Raw genomic sequence first — 22586 nt, 5'->3', positions numbered from 1 at the left:
GTAGAAAATGCGGAAAACTTTCAATATATTTCTTGCCTTATTGATTACGGTATTTACATTACCATTTTCAAATAACATTGTATCGGCGGAGTCTAGTAATGGCTTAAAAGATGGCACTTATACGATGGATTACAGTGTACACTATGATGGTATGGACGTTGATAAATACTTTAAAAAACCGGCTATCTTAAAGGTTGAAAATGGAAAAAACTATGTACAATTAGAACATAGTGATAGCTATTTTATTCTAGGAATAACTTTACCTAACGGTGGAGATGTTGATGTTATCAGCGAGGATAAAGAAAATAAAACAAGAGTTGTAGGATTTAATGTGAGCGATCTATCTCAATCACTCACAATAGGTATGAAAATGTTCTATGGCAGTACACATGAAGTAAGAGTTGACTTTGATTTGGACTCCTTAGTGAAAGTTGCAGATGAGGATAACTCAGATAACGAAATATCAAATGGCACTTATACGATGGATTACAGTGTACACTATGATGGTATGGATGTTGATAAATACTTTAAAAAGCCAGCTATCTTAAAGGTTGAGAATGGAAAAAATTATGTACAATTAGAACACAGTGATAGCAATTTTATTCTAGGAATAACTTTACCTAACGGTGGAGATGTTGATGTTATTAGCGAGGATAAAGAAAATAAAACAAGAGTTGTAGGATTTAATGTGAGCGATCTATCTCAGCCACTCACAATAGGTATGAAAATGTTTTATGGCAGTACACATGAAGTACGAGTTGATTTTGATTTGGATTCCTTGGTGAAAATCACTGAGGACGATGAAAGTAATAATCCGGATGAGCCAGAAGAACCAAAGGAAATTGAAATTAAAAAGGGACATGAAAATCCAGTTAATGGCGGAGACAAAGTAACGATTAGTGGCGATGCAAGCACACAATTAACTCTGCCTGAAGGATTACCAGCTGGAACAACATTAGTAATTAATTCAGTTAAAGATAAAGAGTATGTGACAAATCATAAAGGTTACATTGTAGCTGGTGAAGTTTACGAATTTAACTTCAGTAATCTTGGAGATAACCCAGGGAAATTTGAATTAACAATGGGGTATGACACAAGTAAATTTAAGAGTAAAGATGTTGATATTTACTATTATAATGAAGCTAAAGGCAAGTGGATTGAGCAAAATGGTATTGTTAAAGACGGTAAGATAACAATACACCCAACCCATTTTTCAACTTATGGTGTATTTGCAAAGGAAAATGTCAAAGGAGATTCTAAAGAGGAAAAATCCACTGACATTGATTATATTGTTAAACATGAGACGAAGGATGAACCATCTATTGCTAATGACTTTTTCATAAAGCCTGGAAAATTAGTTGAAAAGAATGGCGAAAAATATATTCAAGTAAAAGTTAATGGTTGGAATATGTTTAATTCGCTAACGGCTGATAAATCTAATGTAAATGTTATAGATGAAAATAATGACTCGGCAGTTATTGAAATTAAAATTGTTGGGAAGTTGTCTGATCCTATAATGTTAACTATGGATATGGCCTATGGCGGAAAACATCATGCACGTCTAATCCTAAATCCAGATGAAGATGATAATAACAACAACAATAATAAAAACGAGAACAATAACAAAAACAACAACAACAAAAACAATAACAAAAACAACAACAATAATAGTGATAAAAGTTCTAATCAAGTTACAAAACAAAACCCGGATAAAGCATATACAATTGATTACGTTATTAAGCATGAAACCGAAGATAAAGTATCAGCAGCAGATGACTTTTTCAGAAAGCCAGGTATTTTATTAATAAAAGGTGATGATAAATACATCCAACTTACGGTTGATAATTGGGAATGGATTGTTTACTTAAAAACAGTTCACGGTGATGTTGACGTAGTTAAAATAAATAAAGATGGCTCAGCTGTTATTCAATTTAAGGTTGATGGCGATTTATCTGATGTTATTACATTGGATATGCATATTGTTGTACCAAAAGAGGTAGCAGGTATGGAATATGACATGAAACACTTAGCTCGTCTTTTCCTAGATCAGACAACTATGAAAGAAGACGATCCAAGTAAATATCAAATAGTTACTCATGGTGACGATAAACTTAAAAAACCAAAATTTGGTTCTAATACCGATAACAATGACGCAAATGGTTTAAAATCAACGGGTAGTAACCCTAAAACAGGAGATACAACTAGTATGTTACTTTATGTACTCCTATTAGTTGGTTCCGCCATTCCGTTAGCTATTAAATTTAGACGACGTTCTATCTTATAATCAAAAGATTAAAAGCAAATAAAAGCAGGCTGGGACAAAGCCAAAGTGTCTGACCCCTTTACTACTATTAAAAATTGAACTTTTCCTTTTTAATAGTAGTTGAACGTGAGGGGCAGACCCTTATGTTCCAGCCTCCGATTGTTTATATTATGCCAATGTATTCCAAAATGTAGAATATTCCCCTAAAAAAGAGGTGCGCAATCATGAAAAATAGCTTGAAATTATGGGTGATGTTGCTAGGTATTATCTTCATAGTCGCTGGCTGTGGGGCAAACGATAGTGCAAGTGAAAAGGAAAAGGATACTAACGCAGACAAGGTGAAAGCGGCGGAAGCAAATAAACCAGAGGACGATCACCGGATTATTGCAACGACTGTAGCCATAACAGAAATCATGGACAAATTAGATATCGATTTAGTTGGTATTCCAACGAGTTATAAAGAATTGCCGGAACGATATAAAGATGCAACTGAAATTGGTAGTCCGATGAGCCCAGATATGGAACTTATGCTATCACTTAAACCGACAGACATATTATCAGTTACCACCTTATTAGATAATATGGATGTGGACTTTTCTAATCTTGATATTAAAACACAATATCTTGATTTTACAAGTGTCGATCATATGTTAAACGAAATAGAGAAAGTTGGTAAAGAATATAACCGCACAGAACAAGCGAATCAGCTCATAACACAGTATGAAGATAAAATGGCTGAAATTGAAGCGCGAGTAGCAGGAAAGGATGCTCCTTCCGTATTAATTTTAATGGGGATTCCCGGTAGTTATATCGTTGGTACGGAGCACTCTTATATTGGAGATTTAGTAAAACGTGCTGGCGGGGTAAATGTTGTGACAGATCGTGATGAAGAATATATTTCCGGTAACACGGAATATTTACAACAGTTAAAGCCTGATATTATTTTACGCGCAGCGCACGGCATGCCGGAAGAGGTTGTGAAGATGTTTGAAAAGGAATTTAAAGAAAATGATGTTTGGAAACATTTTAAAGCAGTTCAAAATAATCGTGTCTATGACTTAGAAGAAACAAGATTTGGTACAACTGCAAATCTCGCGGCAATAGAAGCATTAGATGAATTGGTAGATATTTTATATCCAGATGAAAAATAATGGTTATTGAAGGATTCCAATTTATTCTTTCTCTTTGAACAGTTACGTACAAATAGCTAAAGAAATGGTTAATGAATGAAGAGGTAGAAATGATGAATAAAAAGATGATCAGCTTTATTGTGATAATTATTTTGCTTCCTACAGTAATCATTTATTCAGCGGTTTCAGGAAGTATTGAAATATCAGCATTTGAACTTGTAAAAGGACTATTTACGGGGACGAATGAAAATGTATTAATTATTAAAGATTTACGTTTTCCACGGATTATTATTGCGTTATTTGCTGGTGCTACGTTAGCAGTATCTGGTGTACTTTTACAAGCAGTTATGCGAAATCCATTGGCTGAGCCAGGTATTATTGGCGTATCTTCGGGAGCAGGTTTTATGACAATATTAATCCTAACTTTCTTCCCTACATTATTTTTCTATACACCTTTATTTGCATTTATTGGTGGTGCTTTTGCATTTTTCCTCGTCTACACTTTTTCTTGGAAATCAGGCTTAAATCCGTTGCGTATGATTTTAATTGGGGTTGCCATTCACGCCTTATTTACTGGTTTAAGTGAACTTTTAAGTGCACAAAATGCGAGTAGTATGATGTCTAGCGTGTCTGTTACGACATCAACGCTGACAATGAAAACGTGGAATGATGTACATGTTATTGTCCTATATGGAACAATCGGACTTCTATTAGCTTTTGTGCTTTATGCATGGTGTAATCATTTAGCATTAAAAGATAATACATTAACAAACTTGGGCTTCCCAGTAAATCGAGCTAGATTTATTATTTCCATCGTTGCTGTACTACTTGCTTCCATCGCCACGGCGATAGCAGGTATGTTTACATTTGTCGGTTTACTCATTCCGCACATCGGACGAACATTGGTAGGAAATGACCACAAGGTACTTATTCCCTTTTCAGCATTGGCCGGAGCTTTGTTAATTTTGATTGCAGATACATTAGGTAGAACAATCATGGCACCAATTGAAATTCCAGCTTCCATTATTATGGCTATTATTGGCGGACCATTCCTCATCATTATGCTTAGAAAGAGTGATCGTATTTATGGAAATTAAGGATATAACTTTCGCTTATCAGGATAAAATTAAACGACTACATCATGTAAATGCGACGATCCAAAAGGGAGAAATTACGACAATATTAGGTCCAAATGGTTCTGGAAAATCAACTTTAATGGGTGTGTTAACAAATAATAATCAACCGCAGGCAGGCCAAATTATTTTTGAAGGAAAAGGATTGCATCAGTATAAACCGAAAGAACTAGCAAAAAAGCTTGGTGTTGTTCATCAGAAAAATATCGCTCCTTCTGATATGACCGTGGAAAAGTTGGTGTATTATGGTAGATTGCCATATCGAAATACATTTTCACCCCAAACAAAGGAAGATGCAGAAATTGTGGAGTGGGCATTAACTTGCACAGGTTTGTTGGAAAAAAGAGATGTACCGTTGGTAACATTGTCAGGTGGTCAACAGCAACGTGCCTGGATCGCAATGGCATTGGCACAAAAAACACCATTTTTATTTTTAGATGAGCCTACATCAAATCTAGATATTTATTTTCAATATGAGATTTTAGAACTTGTAAAACGACTACGTGATGAACAAGGCTTAACAATTGTCATGGTACTACATGATATTAATCAGGCAATCCAATATAGTGACACGATTATTGCGATGAAGCAAGGGGAAATTATTAAAACAGGAAAGCCAGAAGAAATAATGACTACAGCATTAATACATGAAATTTACGGTGTAGATGTTGTGATTAAGCATGACGAAGCAGTGGGTATGTACATTGTGCCGATTGGAATCTAGTATTTTATCACAGGGAAACTGGCTGTAAAACCCTCATTCAATAAGCCATGGAATGAAGAACATGGATCAACAGCCAGTAAAGGCCCCATTCGTTCAATTTACAATCGATGCGGGAAGTGAGAACCCCCATTGATTAAAAGTTTTACTTTATCAAGTAGGAAGAGGCGGTATGTCGTGAAACAAGCAAACAGGAATAGATGGAAAAAGTATATATCAAGACTGATAACGATTATTTGTTTAGGGGTTTTTAGTTATGCCGCATTCAACCTCGTTCTCATTTTTAACGATTACTATCAAAACCGTAAAATGCTAAATGAACTCCAAGATACTTTTTATCAAGCGAAGAAAGATATGGGAGATTCCCAATCTCATACAATTCGGCCTGGATTTCAGGCGTTGTTGGAGCAAAATCCTGATGTTGTCGGTTGGATTACGATTGAAGGAACGCAAGTGGATTATCCGATTTTGCAGGCTCCTAATAATGAAACATATTTAACGAGAAATTATTACGGAAAGGAATCAAGGGCAGGAAGTATTTTTTTAGATTATCGTAATGACGTTGACACTGCAAATGATCAAAATACTGTTATATACGGGCATCGAATGAAAGATGGATCGATGTTCCAACAATTAACGAAATTTCTAGATAAGGATTTTTTTGAATCTCATAAAGCATTTCAATTTGATACATTGTACGATAGTTATGAAGCAGAGATTTTCGCTGTTTACAATACGTTGACTGATTTTGATTATATTCAGACGAACTTTTCAACTGATGAACAATATGAAGCATTTCTTGCAAAGGTACAAAAGAAGTCGTTATACAAAACAGATGTTGAATTAAATCCAGATGATGCCATTATTACATTATCAACATGTGAATATACGTTAGATCAAGATAATGGTAGATTAGTTGTTCAAGCAAAGCTTGTTAAGAAATAATTCTCCTATTTGCGATATGTGAAATATTGTATGCCCTATTTCAGATAAATAGATGATAAAAAGTGGGGTTAAGACAAAACGGTCTGACTCCCTTTTATTATAATCAGGAAATAAGTAAAGTGCTCTATACTACATGCAGTAATGGGGAATTCTGACAATTTGGTTTTGCGCCAGCCCTATTTATATGCTGCTAGTAACCCTCAATATTCATTTTACTCCCACCGCATTATTCTTTGTTATAGTTTCCAATCATCGATGTAAAACTAAATCTCACTGCTGGGGTTGTAGTTTATCATAATTGAATTATATAAAGTGGAATAAAATCAAAAAAAGGTTGAAAGTGACGTAGCGTCATCATGTATACTAAATATGATAAAGGGGTTGCAGGGGGCTATATTTTGATTTCTATCAAAAAGGTTACAAAACAAACAGGTATTACGGTAAGAACATTACGTTATTATGACCAAATTGATTTATTAAAACCAGCAGGAAAGTCAGAAGGTGGTCATCGGTTATACGGAGAGGCAGAATTAAAAAAACTACAACAAATCCAGTTTTTAAAAAGATTAGGTTTATCTTTGCAAGAAATTAAAAATATTCTTACGCAACATAATTGGAACTGGTTCAACAGTATTCAGGAACAATTAAACTATGTACAAAAGGAAAAGGAAAAACTGATTGAAATAGAGTCTATCCTTACTGGTATATTGCATGCAAAGATGATGGATGCTGATATTCAGTTAACGAATATTCAACAACTCATTCAACTGTATGAAGATAACCGAGCAGAACAAAGGTCTTTTCGAAAAAAGCTGTTCACAAATGAAGAAGTTGAAATGCTTGCTTTATTACCGAATGTAAATCACAGTGACCCAGATACATTAGAATGGATTGCATTAATAGGACAATTAAAACAGAACATGTCTAAAGGTCATGAAGCGGATGAAGTGCAAAGAATCATCCAACGTATAGCAGAAAAAAGTATGGAAACAGTTGGGGACAATGAGCAATTTCTTGAAAAGCTTTGGGAAATAAGAACGTCCCCAGAAAAGTCGGAGCAAGCTGGGCTCTATCCGATTGAACCAGAACTACTCGCTTTTTTTGAAGCGGCATGGATTCATTATGAACAGCAGGAACAAGTGAATTTTTAATGCGAAGCAACGTGTATGTTGGCGTGCTAAATTAGCAAAGAGAGGACTTGACAATGGATTTTATTATTACGTATCAGTGGGAAATTTTTATCAGTATGGAAGTATTATCATTCTTGTCTTTAGTACTTTTCCTGTTCATTCGTTATGCTTTGAAGAAACGACTACTTAGTCAAACATTCTTATTTATATTTCTTCTACTTTTGTTATTAGAAGGGGTGCTTGCTTTAGTCGTTTACAAAGCAACTGGAGAAATCGAGACGTTTCAAATTATCATTTTGGTGTTTTTAGTATATGCTTGTACGTTCGGAATTGCTGACTTTAAAAAGCTCGATCGCTGGATTAAACAGAAGGTCGGCAAGTGGCAAGGTGTGGACTTATTAACGGAAAAAGATAAACAAATCATGGCTAAGGAAAGAGACAGTCATGCTGTGGCCCGAAAATATAGAATAGGTTGGTATGTGCATACCGCTATTTTTATCATAGCACAAAGCATCTTTTTACTTTATTTTGGTAACGACCACTTATCACTCAAAGAACTTATGACAGATTGGTCATGGATTGAAGAAGTTAATCCAGCTGAAGTGCCTGAAAATGGTCCATACCGGGTTGCAGCACTATATCCCGTTAGTGTCATTTGGGGAATTGTTTATATTGCTGATACAATTAATGCTTGGTATTACACTATTTTCCCTGAAAAATAAACTGATAAAAAAAGAACAATCTGAAGGAGAGGATGAGATTGTTCTTTTTTGTTGTAACAAAAACAGAAATGGTGCTACGAATGATGATGGTGTTATAGACCAAGTCCTACTAGGATAAAAGTTTCATGTTATAACTAGTTTCCTTCAAGGGGAACATATTCATATTCTCTTGTATTAAAAGGAATTACAAATCACTTTTCATTTGGGCATAAAGGCATATAATGATAGGGGGAATATGAATATATTGTGGAGGCACACCATGAATTTACTTACAGACTTATTAGATGAACCTTTGTTATTATTATTCGTTATTTTATTTTTAGGGTCCTTAGTTGGACAAATTAAAATAAAAGGATTGAGTATAGGAGCAGCTGGTGTATTGCTCGTTGCAATCGTATTTGGACACTTTGGCTATCAAGTATCACCAATTGTGCAAAATTTAGGTTTAAGTTTATTTATTGTAGCGGTCGGTTTACAAGCTGGACCGCGCTTTTTTAGAATGATGCGCACAAACGGATTAATATTTGGCGTTATTTCACTTATCGTTGTCGTTGTTTCCGTCATTATCACATTTATTGTATCGAAAATATTTCATTTATCGAGTGCGTTAAGTGTTGGACTGATGACAGGGGCATTAACGAGTACGCCAGGTTTAGCTGCTGCGCTTCAAGCAACAAAGGATCCGATTGCTTCTGTTGGATATGGGATCGCTTATCCATTTGGTGTTCTTGCTGTTGTTCTATTTGTTCAACTTCTACCGAAAATACTAAAAGTCGATTTAATCAAAGACTTTAATGAAGCGAACAATCCAATTAAGACAGCAGATTCACCAGAAGTGATAACGATTGAATTAACAAACTCCTCGTTTGATAAAAAAACATTAGGTGAATTACATTTTACAACAGATAACTCGATTGTTATTAGTCGCATCATTCGCGGAAAGCGAACAATTATTGCGCTGAGAGATACGGTTATTCTGGTCGGCGATAAACTTGTGACGGTAGGGATTCCATCAGATTTATATCAATTTTGTAAACGGGTTGGAAGAGAAGTAGAGGTGACAGATTTAGATAATGCAGATAGTGTTGCATTACGGAAAATTGTCGTGGATTCCTATGATACGATAGGAAAAAATATAAAGGAATTAGGCTTACGAAAGGATTATGGTATTACTGTTACGAGAATAGAACGAGGTGGTATCGAACTGAATCAGAATCCTAAAATGCGTTTGGCACGTGGTGATGTGCTAACAGTCGTAAGTAGTGAAGAACGTTTAAATCAAGTAGAACAGCTATTTACAAAGAAAAAATTAGCGATAACAAATGTACACATTTTTTCATTAAGTGTTATTTTGCTAATCGGTATTCTTGTCGGGATGATCCCAATTCATTTACCTTGGTTAGGGTCGATTACACTAGGTGTAGCAGGTGGCCCGTTATTAGTCGCATTAATTATTGGACACTTTGGAAAGATAGGGCCAATACATGCGCGTTATTATGCCCCATCGAATCAAGTAGTTGGTGATATTGGTCTTGTTATATTTTTAGCTGGTGCGGGAACAACAGCTGGTCATGGATTGGTAGAAGTAGTACAGTCGCAAGGAGTAAAGCTACTAGTTGGCGGAATCATTATTACGTTGGTTCCAATATTTGTCGGCTTTTATTTTGCACGAAAGGTATTTAAATTGAGTATGATCCATTCCTTAGGAGGGCTATGTGGCGCAATGACGAGTACCCCTGGGTTGGGAGCAGTAAATCAACTAATCGACTCAGAAGATCCAGCAATTGCGTATGCTGCTGCATATCCATTTTCCTTAATCTTTGTAGCTGTGGCATCACAATTTGTTCCACTTATACTATGAGCCGTATGAAAACGAAGGAAAAATCCCCTTCGTTTTTTTAGAGGAGTATTGATAATAATTTCCTGATGAAACGGCAGCAACATTAAAAGGGTATACAAACATCATACTAATTAAAATAAAGTTAAAAATAGTTATAAATCCCCATTGACATATCCCATGTGATATCGAAATAATAATGAGTAGTAGTGTAGAAAGTTATTATAAAATAATGAAACCATTTCAGCATTTATTACGTATGATAAGTTGTCATGCGCGCATATAATAAAATGGCAATTCAATGGTTCTATTAAAAACTTCATATTTCAAGGGGGAATTCAAAATGAGTATTTTAAAACGCTTTAAAAATATTATGTCCAGTAACATTCATGCTTTACTAGATAAGGCAGAAGACCCAGAAAAATTGATTGATCAACATTTACGAAATTTAAATAAAGATTTAGGTAGTGTAAAATCTGAAACAGCTTCCGTTATGGCAGAAGAACAACGAGCAAAGCGTGAGTTGGATGAGTGTCGCGCAGATATGGATAAAATGCAAAACTATGCAATTAAGGCATTAGAAGCAGGAAATGAAGAGGATGCTCGTAAGTTTTTAGAAAGAAAAGCAAATTTGACAGATAAAGAGACAGAACTAAACCAAGCCTACGAATTAGCAGCTTCTAATAGTGCACAAATGAGACAAATGCACGATAAACTAGTAGCTGATATTGGTGAATTGGAATCACGTCGATCCATGCTTAAAGGGAAAGCTGCTGTTGCTAAAACACAACAAAGAATTAATAAAATTGGTTCATCTATTTCTGGAGCAGGGCAATCTATTTCCGAGTTCGGTAGAATGGAAGAGAAGGTAAATAAAGCGCTAGATGAAGCAAGAGCCATGGCGGAATTAAATAGTGGACCACAGGATGATATAAAAGATTTAACAGCCAAATACGGTGGAAGTAGTGTAAATGTAGATGGTGAATTAGCGGCATTAAAAGCCCAACTGGCAAATAAGGAATAAAGGAATCTCACATATAAGTGATATAGGAGCTGTAGCATGGTGCTACAGCTTTTATAAACAGAATATACATAGATTTGGTCATTGTTAAGGGGGGAATAGAAATGGTCATACATTACAAATGTCCCAGTTGTGGGGATGATATGGCATTTGATAGTGAAAGCGGACGTTTATCATGTGCCAGTTGTGGACGTGAAGATAAGATAGAAGATTTTTCGGATGAATTTATTAAGGCGACATTCTCAGATGAAGACGGAAAAGAATATCATTGTAAAAACTGTGGTGCAGTTATTATTACAAATGAGGATACGACAGCAACGAGCTGTAGCTTCTGTGGTGCGGGTGTTGTTTTAGGAGATCGTTTGTCAGGAACGCTTGCACCCGTTAAAGTTTTGCCATTTCAAATTAGTAAGGATCAAGCCCGGGAAGCTTTTCGTAAGTGGTGCCGAAATGGCCGATTAACGCCACCCGGCTTTATGTCTGCCAATCGAATAAAAAATATTACCGGTTTATATGTACCGTTTTGGCTATATGATTTAGATTCAACAGCTGATGTTCGTGCGGTTGGAACTAAAGTACGTACATATACACGTGGAGATTATATTTATACGGAAACAAAATACTACGATGTGTATCGCGATATTGACCTTGGTTATGCAAAAGTTCCGGTTGATGCATCTACCAAAATGAATGATGAGCTAATGGATAAACTAGAACCATACAATTATCAAGATCTTAAAAAGTTTAAAACTCCGTATTTAGCCGGTTACATCGCTGAAAAATATAATTATGATGACGAGGAACTATTTCCGCGAGTAAAAGAGAAAGTCCAGCCATTTATTGATTCATATATCCATTCAACGATTAAGGGTTACTCATCCTTACGCTACAAAACTAAAAATATCCATACGAGAATGCACAATAGTTATTACGTGTTACTCCCAGTTTGGATGGTATATTATGACTATGACAAACAAGAGCATACATTTGCAATGAATGGGCAAACAGGGAAGGTAGTAGGAAAACCACCAATAAGTTATAAAAAGGTTGCGGCGTGGTGGGGGAGCATAGCTGGTGTGTCCTTTATTACGTTGAAGATTATTGCATTATTACTTGGAGGAAGCCTGCTATGAAAAAAAGAGAGCTACTAAAAATTGCAATCATTGTCTTTATAGCCTTCTTCATTTTAATTCCGTCGTTAGTACATGCTGAAAAACAACTTATTTTTGACGGTGCAGAAGTTCTAAGTAGTGGAGAAAAATCAATGTTAGAGGACTTGGCACGGAAATATGGAGCTGAGCGAAAAACAGATTTTATTATATTAACTGTAGGTGATCCAGAAGCTGGCGACATAGAAAAATATATGGCAGATTTTTATGATAATCATAAACCAGGTTTTGATAGACCAGGTGGAAATACAGTAATTCTAGCAGTTGAATTTTATAAATCTGAAGGGAAAAATGAATTCTACTTAGCTGGCTTTGAAAAAGGGGAAAAGTATGTTGATAATGCAAGGGCGGATCAAATCACGGATAAATTAATCCCTTATTTAAAAGCGAAAGATTATGTCGGTGCCTTTGAAACATTTATTGAAACGACGTATGATTATATGGGATACCGACCTGGAGTAAATCCAGAAAGTATATTTTTTGACCTTTGGTTTCAAGTGCTAATAGCAATTGGAATTGGCGGAGCGGTTATCGGTGTGATGATGTATCATTCCGGTGGACGGGTAACCGTTAACCAAGGGACATATATGGATACAAATAAAACTCGAGTAAATCAAAGAAGAGATGCGTATATTCGCACAACCGTCTCGAAAAGAAGAAAGCCATCAAATAATAGCGGTAGTGGTCGTGGTGGTGGAGGCGGTGGCGTCACACGTGGCGGCAGTTCATATAGTGGAAGTAGGAAAAGTTTTTAAGCTGCCCAAACTAGTCTATATGCTTGCGATAGAAAAATAGTATTGGAGAGGAATGAATAGGGTATGTCTTTTTTTAAAGGGCAATTAGCAAACGTTGTCGAGTGGGAAGAGTTTCGTGAAGATATGATTTTCTGGAAGTGGGGTAACCGGGAAATTAAAAAAGGGAGTAAGCTAATTATTCAATCCGGTCAAGATGCGATTTTCTTCGATCAAGGAAGAATTGAAGGGATTTTTAAAGACGCTGGGGAATACAATATTGAATCACAAATTATTCCGTTCCTATCGACATTAAAGGGATTTAAGTTTGGATTTAACACCGGAATGCGTGTAGAAGTTCTTTTTATTAATACAAAAGAATTTACGGTGAAGTGGGGAACGAGAAATGCAATAAATATTCCAGCTCCACAATTACCAGGTGGTATACCGATTCGTGCAAACGGTACATTTAACTTTAAGGTAAATGATTATATTTCATTAATTGATAAAGTAGCTGGTGTGAAAGATAGTTATCTTGTTGATGATATTAAAATTAGAATTACCTCTGTCTTGGATCAGCTTCTGATGAAGTGGATTACGAGAGAAGGAAAAGATATGTTCAATTTGCAAGCAAATGCATTAGAAATTTCTGATGGAATTAAAGAAGATTTGGATATGCAAATTATTGATCTAGGTATGACGATTACAGGTTTTCAAATTATGAGCTTTAATTATCCAAAGGAAATTCAAGATATGATTACAAAATCTGCTACACATGGCATGATTGGTGACATGCAGCGCTATCAGCAAGTCGGGATGACAGATGCAATGACTTCAGGAAAATTGCAAGGTGGTGGCACAGCTTCTGATATGGCTGGTATGATGATGGGAATGACGGTAGCTGGAGAAATGGTGCGGAATATGAATCAAGCATATCAACAAGGTTCACAACCAAACCAGCAACAAGGTCAACCGTCGTATCAACAACAAGGAAATCAACAACAATCACAACCACAGCAACCAACGGAAAATGAAGGTAATAAACAAGTACCGAATTTCTGCCCGAATTGTGGTACGAAAACAGGTGGAGGAAACTTCTGCTCAAATTGTGGGCAAAAATTAGCATAATAAAAGAAAACGGGACTAGAACAAACTCAAAGGTCGCCCCTCAAGTGGGGGTCAGACCCTTCCGTTCTAGTCTCTTTTTCCTTTTAAATATTTTCTTATAGTTTTCTAAACATTGGAATAGCCTCCACCAATGTTTAGAAAGCTAAATCATTCAATCTTCTACAGACCATAGATGTGCATGATGGTGCATCGTATGAGGTAATGGACTTACTCCTTGTAAACGGTTATGGTGAGCCCAAATTTTATTTGGTACATAAAGTGGCAAAACTGGTAATTCCTCTACAAATATTTTTTGCCATGCTGCATACTTCTTTTTACGGTAGTCTTGTTTAAGTGCTTTTGGCCCCTTCTTTGCTTCTTTTAATAATTTATCTGCATCCGCATGATTCCAACGGGAAAAGTTATATATGGAACGAGCCGACCAAAAATCAGATGGGTCTGGGTCTGTTTGATTTAAACTACCATTTAGTAAGAACATATCCATATTTACATCAGATGAAATATCTTCCATAAATAAAGCCATTTCTTTCGGTTCTCGTACCTTTACATGTATCCCTGTATGTTGCAGCATCTCTTCAATCAATTCTGCTATTTTATCACGCAAATTGTTTTTGGAAGAGGCAGGATAATGCAACTGTAGAATTAATTCATTTCCTGATTCATCTTCAAAGTACCCATCTTTATTTTTCTTTTTATAACCTAGTTCTGCTAATAATGATTCTGCCTTTTTAGGATTGAAAGCAAGTTTGGTTGTTTCATCATATGCCCACATTTGTTTTGCAATCGGCGTATGGATTATTTCCCCATGTCCTTGCAATAAGGTATCGATGATTTGCTGCCGGTCGATAGATAGAGCAATTGCTTGTCGTAGTTTTTTATCTGCCAATTTATCATGTTTCACCCAATTTTCTGGTTCTAACAAGGAGTTTTCTACATCATTTTTGGACCGGAAGGCGTGTTTGAACCCTAAATAGTAATAATGGAAACTTGGTTGTTCGATAAATGTAAACATATTTTTCTCTTTTACTTTTTCTATATCTTCTAATGGGAGTCCATGAGGCTCTGAAACAAAATCTATATCACCTAATTTTAAAAGGTCACCGAGTACATTTTTAGGTATTACCTTCCATTCAATCGTGTCCAAATGCGGGGTACCTTGCCAATAATCATCAAAGCGGGTTAATGTGTATACTTCCCCTTCTTGCATGGATTCAAATGAAAATGGTCCTGTTCCTACAATATGTTTCGGTTGTAAAGATTCAGGTACAGTTGGGATATCCTCGATTGGAATGTCTTCAAATATATGCTTAGGTATGATAGGAAAACTAGCAATCTGTAATGGGTTAATAGTAGATTCTGCAAATTTAAATGTAACCGTATAGTCGTCATCTGCCGTGACACCTTGAAATGTCTCGTCGTTTCCTGATTGATAATGATCATATCCAAGCAAGGAGTAGACATATGTTGTTCGAATTCCGCCAGCTTCCGTATATTTTGGATCCGCGAGCAACTGGTATGTAAAAACGACATCATGAGCGGTGAATGGCTTGCCATCATGCCACTTTACGTTTTTCGCTAATTCAAAAGTTAACGCTGTTTGATCTTTATTTGCTTTCCACTTTGTGGCTAAATGAGGCACATATTCTAATTGTTCATTTTGGATGACAAGTGACTCATAGATAAAATCAATTATATTTTTCTCGTACATCTCCTCATAAAATAGCGGATTGAACATTCCGCGTGGTGCCTGTGCCATTGCGCCAATGACAGTGCCGCCTGTGGAAACTTCCTGGGACGCTTTCTTTTCTACTTTTTCAGTCGGTTTACTATTCTGCTGTTCTTGCTTTTTTGAATCACTATCATCCTTGTTACAAGCTACTAATAAAAAAATGCTGCCAATCAAGATAGCAAGCAGTGTTATGATTCTTTTACACATAAACATGTTCCCCCTTGGTTGAGACGATGTATCCAATTTCTTCTTGTTAACAGTAAGCGTGTCTTTTTAAGTATGACAATTACGAGTTGTACAATTTTATGTTTGTAATAGACGTTTTATGACAGCGGAAGGAAACAAAGGCTGTTGTAGCAACTTTCCTTTCGTTAAATTTCGTAACATGGTAATCTAAACTTATAATACAAGGGGTGATGGTAATGGACTTACAAACTTATTTAACATGGGATGCAACAGAAATGGCGAAACAAGTAAAGGAAAAGCAAATAACACCAAAAGAACTTGTAGCGCTTAGTTTTGACCAAATGGAAAAAGTGAACCCAGCATTAAATGCTGTTGTACGAAATCGAAAGGAAAAGGCATTAAAAGAAGCAGAAGAAGCAAAGACTAGTAACCTACCATTTGCTGGGGTACCTATCTTATTAAAAGATATTTCACAGGCAGTAAAAGGAGAACGTCTTTCATCCGGTTCACGCTTATTTAAAGATTTCGTTTCACCACATGATTCCAATTTTGTTCATAAAATTAGACAAGCCGGTTTTATTTTTACGGGGCATACAAATACACCGGAATTTGGTTTGAAAAATATAACAGAACCAGTACTATTTGGTCCAACAAGAAGTGCATGGAATGCTACATATTCACCGGGTGGCTCAAGTGGCGGAGCGGCGGCCGCAATTACATCGGGTATCGTTCCAGTTGCAGGTGCAAGCGATGGTGGAGGATCGATTCGCATTCCAGCATCTTTTTCAGGATTATTCGGCTTAAAGCCAACACGAGGTAGAACGCCAGTTGGCCCAGGAGTTGGTCGTCAATGGCAAGGTGCTTCCATAGACTTTGTTTTGAGTCGTTCAGTTCGAGATAGTGCGAGTATGCTAGATATTTTACAAGTTTTACAACCAGAAGCGGCCTTTCAGACACCACTTTATCCTGGTAGCTATGTAGAAACAATGAAAGAAGAAAATAAGCAAACATATCGTATTGCTTTTACGAAGAAATCACCTGTAGGGACACCTGTTTCTGCTGAAGCGGTAAAGGCAGTTGAAAAAACGGTGAAATGGTTGGAACAACAAGGACATATTGTGGAGGAAAAGGAACCAGAAGTAGATGGTTACCAATTAATGCGCAACTACTTCCTCATGAATAGTGGTGAAATGTCTTCATTAGTTCGGGATCTGGAACAAGCTTTTGGAAGGGAAATGACACCAGCTGATATGGAAATTGAGTCTTGGGTATTAAATCAAGCCGGAAAATCAGTTTCTGCTGCTGAATTTTCTGCTAGTCTTTCTTCTTGGGATATTGCTGCAGCACAAATGGCAGACTTTCATCAAACGTATGATTTTTATGTGACACCAGCTGCTGCATCAATTGCACCAAAGGTTGGTGAACTTACACATGACGAAAAATCCCAAGCGAATTTACTTGAAAGCATAAGTATTGCAGATTCTAAAAAGCAACAGGAAGTAATTTGGGATATGTTTTTACCGAGTCTAACATATACACCATTTACACAACTTGCGAACTTAACAGGACAACCAGCTATGTCAGTACCAGTCCATGTAACAGCAGAAGAAAACATGCCAATCGGTGTACAATTTATCGCATCGAAAGGGATGGAGCCTGGATTATTGCAAATGGCCTATCAACTAGAACAATCAGAACTTTGGGTTGGAATGAAAGGAAATCCATATTTTAAATAATGGGGCCATGTGACGAAGAAAGTTAAAAATATATGATCATTAGAGTGCTAAAATCGCAAAGGTTTTAGCACTTTAACTATTTATATCGTTTCACATACCTACATGAAATCTCCGTACAGTAAAACGATTCGCATCTACACGTTCATTTGTTAGTCAATTCGTTAAGAATATGTACTTGATACAGTCATTTTAAAAGGAAAAGAAATATATGTAAGTATATTCCTTCATTACCAAGTGAATACTTTATTCAGATAGCTCTTTATATACGAGAGTGTTTCTAGTATAGTTATAGTGAGAATGATAGAAATATTTAAGGGGCCGATAAAACGATGGAAGATACGCTCATATACAACAAAAAAATTAGCAAAGTAATGAATAATATCAATCAAGTTATGATCGGAAAACAAGACGTTGCCATTCTTAGTTTAGTTGCATTATTAGCAGAAGGGCATGTTTTATTAGAAGATGTACCAGGTGTTGGAAAAACAATGCTCGTGCGTACATTAGCAAAATCATTAGATTGTGATTTTAAAAGAATTCAATTTACTCCTGATTTGTTACCATCTGACGTAACGGGAGTTTCAATATATAATCCACAGAAAATGGAATTTGAATTTCGTGGCGGGCCAATATTGGGTAATATTGTCCTAGCAGATGAAATAAATCGAACATCTCCGAAAACGCAATCTGCCTTATTAGAAGGTATGGAGGAGAAAAATGTAACAGCAGATGGAAATACAATTAAATTAGCAAGGCCATTTTTTGTAATGGCAACACAAAATCCAGTTGAATATGAAGGAACATATCCTTTGCCAGAGGCACAACTAGATCGATTCTTGTTGAAGTTAAAAATGGGTTATCCATCTATGCAGGATGAACTAACAATGCTTGAACGGACATCAAGAAGTCATCCTATTGATACGATTGAACCTGTCATGACAAAATTAGAACTTATCGCCTTGCAAGAAGAAGTAAAAGAAGTATACGTAGATGAAAATGTTCAACAGTATATTGTGAATTTGACGCGTGAAACGAGAAATCATGAACATATCTTTTTAGGTGTTAGTCCAAGAGGTTCCATCGCATTAATGAATGCAGCAAAAGCTTTTGCGTTTATCCATGACCGTGATTTTGTTCTGCCTGATGATGTAAAATACTTAGCTCCTTATGTGATGGCACACCGAATCATCTTAAATTCAGAAGCGAATTACGAAGGGAAAACAGCTGAAGAAGTCATTGCCACATTAGTGAAAAACGCATATATACCAATTCGAAAGGACTTTTAACGAATGATGAAAATGTTTCGTTTCATTCGTAATTTCGTTTTGATTATCGTTTTATTTGTTTTGCTATTTTCATATGCAATGTTTCAAGGTGGTTTTACAAGTTGGTTTCTCTTTTATAGCTTTCTACCAATATGTATTTATCATCTTTGTTTTCTATTTTATCCACTACGTAATTTTGAAGTTACTAGAAAATTATCCCAACATGTTATTTCATCAGGAAGTACAATAAAAGTTACCATTCAACTGAAACGTAAATACCCTTTTCCATTATTTTATTGTGTTTCTGAAGATGTTCTACCACCCAGTTTAATGAAAATTGATAATCGGCATATAAAATATGAGGATTTAAGGAAAACAGAACGACCTAGAGCGAGTAACTTCATTAAAAATGGTGCATTTCCGCTTTTTAAACGCAATATTACAATGGAGTACGAGTTATCGCATATTCCCCGTGGTGAGCATGATTTCACGATGATAAAGTTACGGACGGGAGATGTATTTGGATTTATAAAGAAAGAACAGACGTTTACCGTAGATTCACAACTTATTGCTTTTCCCAAAATGCGTGCAATCAAAATGTTTGAGCAGGTTTCAAGTTTTGAACAAGGCTCGATATCATCCCACCATGTCCATCTGAAAAATACGAATGTCGCTACTGGAATTCGTGAATATATGCCAGGAGATAAGTTCTCTTGGATAGATTGGAAACAAACAGCAAAGCAAAATGATGTAATGACAAAAGAGTTTGAACAAGAAAAGAGTGACGATACACTCATTGTGCTGGATGCATGTCACGAAGGCTATGTACCTGAAGTTGTATTTGATGCTGCTGTCGAGGTATGTTATTCCTTTATTGAACAATTAAACAAACAAGTTGCGCAAGTTGGTTTACTATCTATAAGCGAAGAAATAGTTCATTTTCCTGTGCAACACGGTGCAATCAAAATGGAAGGTATTCGTAAACACGTAACGAAAGTACAACAAACTGGAGAACACTTCTCGCAAAAGCTTTTGGAAGAATTAAGATTTGTAACAAAGCCATTTACGACCTTTATTATCACATCACAACTAGATGATGAATTAATAAACGTTTTAGGGAAGTTAAAAACCCAACAGAAGAAAATTTGTGTCATGTATATACAATCTATGCATCATATGACAGATGAAGTTTATATCCTCATTCAAAAACTTCGCGAGCGAAATATTGCGATATCGGTATTAACAGAAAAAGAGATGATGAAAAATCCAATTGAGGTGAAAATGCTATGAATATAAGCAAACAAAATAAAATAGCAATTATTTTTACCTCACTTATTTACCTATGTGGATTTTTTCTATTTTTAGAATGGCTTTATCCGATTAAACAAATAACGAATACTTCAAATATGAATGTCTTCATTATTTATGCAGTCTTTTGTTTTGTTATCTCCTATCTTCAAATCAATTGGGGATTGTCCTTTTTATTAAAAGGTCTTGGAATGGCCTTTATTATAAATGGTATATTCTTTAAAACTTCCTTTTTTAGTAAGGAATGGCTATCTGAAATTGCCCATGAGCTTTCCGTAAACTGGTACGCATTAATTGATCAAGCATGGTATGACCTGACACCTATATTTCGTAGTATATTATTTTTGATTTTAATTTGGCTCATGAGCTACTTAATTCATTACTGGTTTGTATATACGAAAAGATTACTATTATTTATAGTGCTAACATTTGTTTTCCTAGGTGTACTTGATACGTTTACAGTCTATGACGCTAAAATAGCGATGATACGTACGTTTGTTATTGCTTTTATGTCCCTTGGCGTGGCGAACTTCTTGAAAATTGTCGAGCTAGAAACAATAAAAAAGGTAAACTGGAGAAAAAGCTTTATTTGGATTATCCCGTTGATTTTTGTTGTTTTATTTTCAACTGTCGTAGGATATGCAGCTCCGAAATTTGAGCCACAGTGGTCTGATCCAGTACCGTATATTTCAGAACTGACCGGTATTCATCCCAATGGCCTGGCACAGAAGAAGGTTGGCTATGGGGAAGATGATTCCGCATTAGGTGGTTCCTTTGCACAGGACAATACCCGCGTATTTCAAGCAATCACAAATCATGAACAGTATTGGAGAATTGAAGCAAAAGAGACATACACTGGTAAAGGCTGGGAAAAGCTCGATGATGCGGGCTATACGAGATTCAATGAAAATCCTTCTGGTATTAATCATGACGGTAATTATTCTGGAGGGACTGTTCAAGAAGCGGAGATTGCATTTCAGGATAAGGAAATTATTCCAAAGTTAGTTTATCCATACGGTATGAGAAATATCGTATCAGACGAGGCCATGTCATTTATGTTGGATGAACATTCAGGTGAGATACGGCCCGAAACAGTTGGGCAAAGTAAGGGAATAAAAAACTACGCTATTCAGTATGTGGAACCAGTATATCCGAAAGATCGCTTACGAGAAGAAGCAAATAATCATGATCCATATGAAGTGAAAGAACGGTATACGCAACTTCCACAAACATTGCCAGAACGTGTATACACTTTAGCAGAGGATATTACGAAAAGTTATGATAACCGCTTTGATCAAGTTAGTGCGGTTGAAAAGTATTTTGGGCGTAACGGTTTTCAATACGAAACAGATGGCGTACCTGTTCCAGCAGAAGACCAAGATTATGTAGATCAATTTTTATTTGAATCAAAAATTGGTTATTGTGATAATTACTCCACGGCAATGGTCGTCATGTTACGGACATTAAATATACCGGCAAGATGGGTAAAAGGGTTTTCAAGCGGAGAAAAAATTGGTGAAACAGAAGTAAATGGTGAAATGGAATCTATTTTTGAAATCACGAATGCAAATGCCCATTCTTGGGTAGAAGTTTATTTTCCAAAGTTTGGCTGGATTCCATTTGAACCGACACAAGGCTTCTCAAATCCAACTGAATTTGTTTCAGCGGAAGAAGAATTAAATGACACAGAAACCACAGATGATACATTAGAAGCACCAGAAAGTACAGAACAAGCACCACTTGAACAAGAAGAGCAAGATGTAGAAAAACAGGAAAAAGAAGCAGAGACAGAAACGGTTGGGGCTATGATGAATGAAGACAAGGATCCCCCATCCCAATTAGTATGGTATGTGAGTGGTAGCCTTGTGATCATACTCATTATTTTAATTGTTTGGTTGTATCGTAACCGACTATTTTTACAAACGAAGTGGATTGAAAGGAAAATGAACAGGCACCAAGATGCCAAAGTCTTTCAAGAAGCTTACCATCATTTATTAAAAGTATTAAATTGTAATGGTATGGAAAAAAGACCAGATGAAACGTTACGAGAATTTGCAAAACAAATAGATTTACGTTATAGTACAGATGCGATGAAGCAATTAACAAATATGTATGAACGACTATTGTACCGAAATGAGAATGCCGTAAAAGCACAACAAGAAGTAACACAATTATGGAAAAACTTAATTCGTGAAATTAGTAGTTGACCGTTATGGTAAACGTTATGTAAAATAAATACAGCTAAAAAAATAGGGTATGTTCAAAAAGAGGCCGAATTGGCCAAGAAGTGTAAAATATTAATTTTACTGGAATTTTGAACATCCTCTCATCATAATTTGTCCTTCGTATATCCTCGATAATAAGGTTCGAAAGTCTCTACCAGAGCGCCGTAAATGCTCTGACTATGAAGGCAGAAAAGATGTGTTTACAAT

At 36.0% G+C, this 22586-nt stretch carries 17 protein-coding genes and 1 riboswitch; of the genes, 16 read left to right on the top strand and 1 reads right to left on the bottom strand.

Features of this window, described 5'->3' with window-relative positions; translation table 11 throughout:
* The first annotated feature begins 7 nt into the window (after nucleotides 1–7).
* From ACFFIS_RS16020 to ACFFIS_RS15965, 12 genes are all read left to right on the top strand, one after another.
* Nucleotides 8–2284: an NEAT domain-containing protein gene (locus ACFFIS_RS16020; protein WP_390188346.1), complete on the top strand. Its 2277-nt coding sequence runs from the start codon at nucleotides 8–10 to the stop codon at nucleotides 2282–2284.
* 203 nt (nucleotides 2285–2487) lie between these two features.
* Nucleotides 2488–3414 carry a heme ABC transporter substrate-binding protein IsdE gene (gene isdE / locus ACFFIS_RS16015; RefSeq protein ID WP_390188344.1) on the top strand — a complete coding sequence of 309 codons (927 nt, stop codon included), beginning with the start codon at nucleotides 2488–2490 and terminating at the stop codon, nucleotides 3412–3414.
* A 92-nt stretch (nucleotides 3415–3506) separates the two neighbouring features.
* Nucleotides 3507–4490: a FecCD family ABC transporter permease gene (locus tag ACFFIS_RS16010; RefSeq protein WP_320381388.1), complete on the top strand. Its 984-nt coding sequence runs from the start codon at nucleotides 3507–3509 to the stop codon at nucleotides 4488–4490.
* Nucleotides 4480–5250: an ABC transporter ATP-binding protein gene (locus ACFFIS_RS16005; protein ID WP_390188342.1), complete on the top strand. Its 771-nt coding sequence runs from the start codon at nucleotides 4480–4482 to the stop codon at nucleotides 5248–5250. The genes ACFFIS_RS16010 and ACFFIS_RS16005 overlap by 11 nt, the downstream gene beginning before the upstream one ends.
* A gap of 174 nt (nucleotides 5251–5424) precedes the next feature.
* Nucleotides 5425–6192, top strand: coding sequence for a class B sortase (gene srtB, locus ACFFIS_RS16000; protein ID WP_320381389.1), 768 nt, complete (start codon nucleotides 5425–5427; stop codon nucleotides 6190–6192).
* Nucleotides 6193–6590: 398 nt separating this feature from the next.
* Nucleotides 6591–7343, top strand: coding sequence for a MerR family transcriptional regulator (locus ACFFIS_RS15995; RefSeq protein ID WP_320381390.1), 753 nt, complete (start codon nucleotides 6591–6593; stop codon nucleotides 7341–7343).
* A gap of 53 nt (nucleotides 7344–7396) precedes the next feature.
* Complete coding sequence (locus tag ACFFIS_RS15990; protein WP_390188340.1) at nucleotides 7397–8044, top strand: hypothetical protein; 648 nt, start codon at nucleotides 7397–7399, stop codon at nucleotides 8042–8044.
* 259 nt (nucleotides 8045–8303) lie between these two features.
* A complete protein-coding gene (locus ACFFIS_RS15985; RefSeq protein ID WP_390188339.1) occupies nucleotides 8304–9905 on the top strand; it encodes an aspartate:alanine exchanger family transporter in 1602 nt (533 codons plus the stop codon).
* Between the two features lie 319 nt (nucleotides 9906–10224).
* Nucleotides 10225–10905, top strand: a complete 681-nt coding sequence (locus tag ACFFIS_RS15980) for a PspA/IM30 family protein (RefSeq protein WP_390188338.1) — start codon at nucleotides 10225–10227, stop codon at nucleotides 10903–10905.
* Nucleotides 10906–11006: 101 nt separating this feature from the next.
* On the top strand, nucleotides 11007–12035 hold the full coding sequence (locus tag ACFFIS_RS15975; RefSeq protein WP_320381395.1) for a TFIIB-type zinc ribbon-containing protein: 1029 nt from the start codon (nucleotides 11007–11009) through the stop codon (nucleotides 12033–12035).
* Nucleotides 12032–12826: a TPM domain-containing protein gene (locus ACFFIS_RS15970; protein ID WP_320381396.1), complete on the top strand. Its 795-nt coding sequence runs from the start codon at nucleotides 12032–12034 to the stop codon at nucleotides 12824–12826. The genes ACFFIS_RS15975 and ACFFIS_RS15970 overlap by 4 nt, the downstream gene beginning before the upstream one ends.
* Nucleotides 12827–12889: 63 nt before the next feature.
* On the top strand, nucleotides 12890–13930 hold the full coding sequence (locus ACFFIS_RS15965; protein WP_390188337.1) for an SPFH domain-containing protein: 1041 nt from the start codon (nucleotides 12890–12892) through the stop codon (nucleotides 13928–13930).
* A gap of 151 nt (nucleotides 13931–14081) precedes the next feature.
* Here the strand turns inward: ACFFIS_RS15965 and ACFFIS_RS15960 are convergent, their stop codons facing one another.
* The gene (locus ACFFIS_RS15960; RefSeq protein WP_390188336.1) at nucleotides 14082–15866 is read right to left on the bottom strand and encodes an ABC transporter substrate-binding protein; all 1785 of its coding nucleotides are present in this window, start codon (nucleotides 15864–15866) and stop codon (nucleotides 14082–14084) included.
* A gap of 215 nt (nucleotides 15867–16081) precedes the next feature.
* Between ACFFIS_RS15960 and ACFFIS_RS15955 the strand changes: the two genes are divergently transcribed.
* The 4 genes from ACFFIS_RS15955 to ACFFIS_RS15940 all read left to right on the top strand — a co-directional run bounded on the left by ACFFIS_RS15955 (nucleotide 16082) and on the right by ACFFIS_RS15940 (nucleotide 22361).
* Nucleotides 16082–17581: an amidase gene (locus ACFFIS_RS15955; RefSeq protein ID WP_390188334.1), complete on the top strand. Its 1500-nt coding sequence runs from the start codon at nucleotides 16082–16084 to the stop codon at nucleotides 17579–17581.
* Between the two features lie 329 nt (nucleotides 17582–17910).
* Complete coding sequence (locus ACFFIS_RS15950; protein ID WP_320381399.1) at nucleotides 17911–18867, top strand: AAA family ATPase; 957 nt, start codon at nucleotides 17911–17913, stop codon at nucleotides 18865–18867.
* 3 nt (nucleotides 18868–18870) lie between these two features.
* Nucleotides 18871–20136: a DUF58 domain-containing protein gene (locus ACFFIS_RS15945; protein ID WP_320381400.1), complete on the top strand. Its 1266-nt coding sequence runs from the start codon at nucleotides 18871–18873 to the stop codon at nucleotides 20134–20136.
* Nucleotides 20133–22361 (top strand): DUF4129 domain-containing transglutaminase family protein, encoded by a 2229-nt coding sequence (locus tag ACFFIS_RS15940; protein WP_390188333.1) that lies wholly within the window; start codon nucleotides 20133–20135, stop codon nucleotides 22359–22361. The genes ACFFIS_RS15945 and ACFFIS_RS15940 overlap by 4 nt, the downstream gene beginning before the upstream one ends.
* Nucleotides 22362–22477: 116 nt before the next feature.
* A riboswitch (purine riboswitch) is annotated at nucleotides 22478–22579 on the top strand.
* Nucleotides 22580–22586 lie beyond the last annotated feature (7 nt).

It is taken from the genome of Paracerasibacillus soli (genome assembly GCF_042432965.1).
Classification (GTDB): Bacteria; Bacillota; Bacilli; order Bacillales; family Amphibacillaceae; genus Paracerasibacillus; species Paracerasibacillus soli.
The sequence above is the reverse complement of the archived record's forward strand: the minus strand, read 5'-3'. Positions and strand labels throughout refer to the sequence as shown.

Bases quoted from the DNA above. Each gene is read 5' to 3' on its own strand.
- ACFFIS_RS16020 (WP_390188346.1), top strand. From the start codon at position 8: ATGCGGAAAACTTTCAATATATTTCTTGCCTTATTGATTACGGTATTT.
- isdE (WP_390188344.1), top strand. From the start codon at position 2,488: ATGAAAAATAGCTTGAAATTATGGGTGATGTTGCTAGGTATTATCTTC.
- ACFFIS_RS16010 (WP_320381388.1), top strand. From the start codon at position 3,507: ATGAATAAAAAGATGATCAGCTTTATTGTGATAATTATTTTGCTTCCT.
- ACFFIS_RS16005 (WP_390188342.1), top strand. From the start codon at position 4,480: ATGGAAATTAAGGATATAACTTTCGCTTATCAGGATAAAATTAAACGA.
- ACFFIS_RS15990 (WP_390188340.1), top strand. From the start codon at position 7,397: ATGGATTTTATTATTACGTATCAGTGGGAAATTTTTATCAGTATGGAA.
- ACFFIS_RS15985 (WP_390188339.1), top strand. From the start codon at position 8,304: ATGAATTTACTTACAGACTTATTAGATGAACCTTTGTTATTATTATTC.
- ACFFIS_RS15980 (WP_390188338.1), top strand. From the start codon at position 10,225: ATGAGTATTTTAAAACGCTTTAAAAATATTATGTCCAGTAACATTCAT.
- ACFFIS_RS15975 (WP_320381395.1), top strand. From the start codon at position 11,007: ATGGTCATACATTACAAATGTCCCAGTTGTGGGGATGATATGGCATTT.
- ACFFIS_RS15970 (WP_320381396.1), top strand. From the start codon at position 12,032: ATGAAAAAAAGAGAGCTACTAAAAATTGCAATCATTGTCTTTATAGCC.
- ACFFIS_RS15965 (WP_390188337.1), top strand. From the start codon at position 12,890: ATGTCTTTTTTTAAAGGGCAATTAGCAAACGTTGTCGAGTGGGAAGAG.
- ACFFIS_RS15960 (WP_390188336.1), bottom strand. From the start codon at position 15,866: ATGTGTAAAAGAATCATAACACTGCTTGCTATCTTGATTGGCAGCATT.
- ACFFIS_RS15955 (WP_390188334.1), top strand. From the start codon at position 16,082: ATGGACTTACAAACTTATTTAACATGGGATGCAACAGAAATGGCGAAA.
- ACFFIS_RS15950 (WP_320381399.1), top strand. From the start codon at position 17,911: ATGGAAGATACGCTCATATACAACAAAAAAATTAGCAAAGTAATGAAT.
- ACFFIS_RS15945 (WP_320381400.1), top strand. From the start codon at position 18,871: ATGATGAAAATGTTTCGTTTCATTCGTAATTTCGTTTTGATTATCGTT.
- ACFFIS_RS15940 (WP_390188333.1), top strand. From the start codon at position 20,133: ATGAATATAAGCAAACAAAATAAAATAGCAATTATTTTTACCTCACTT.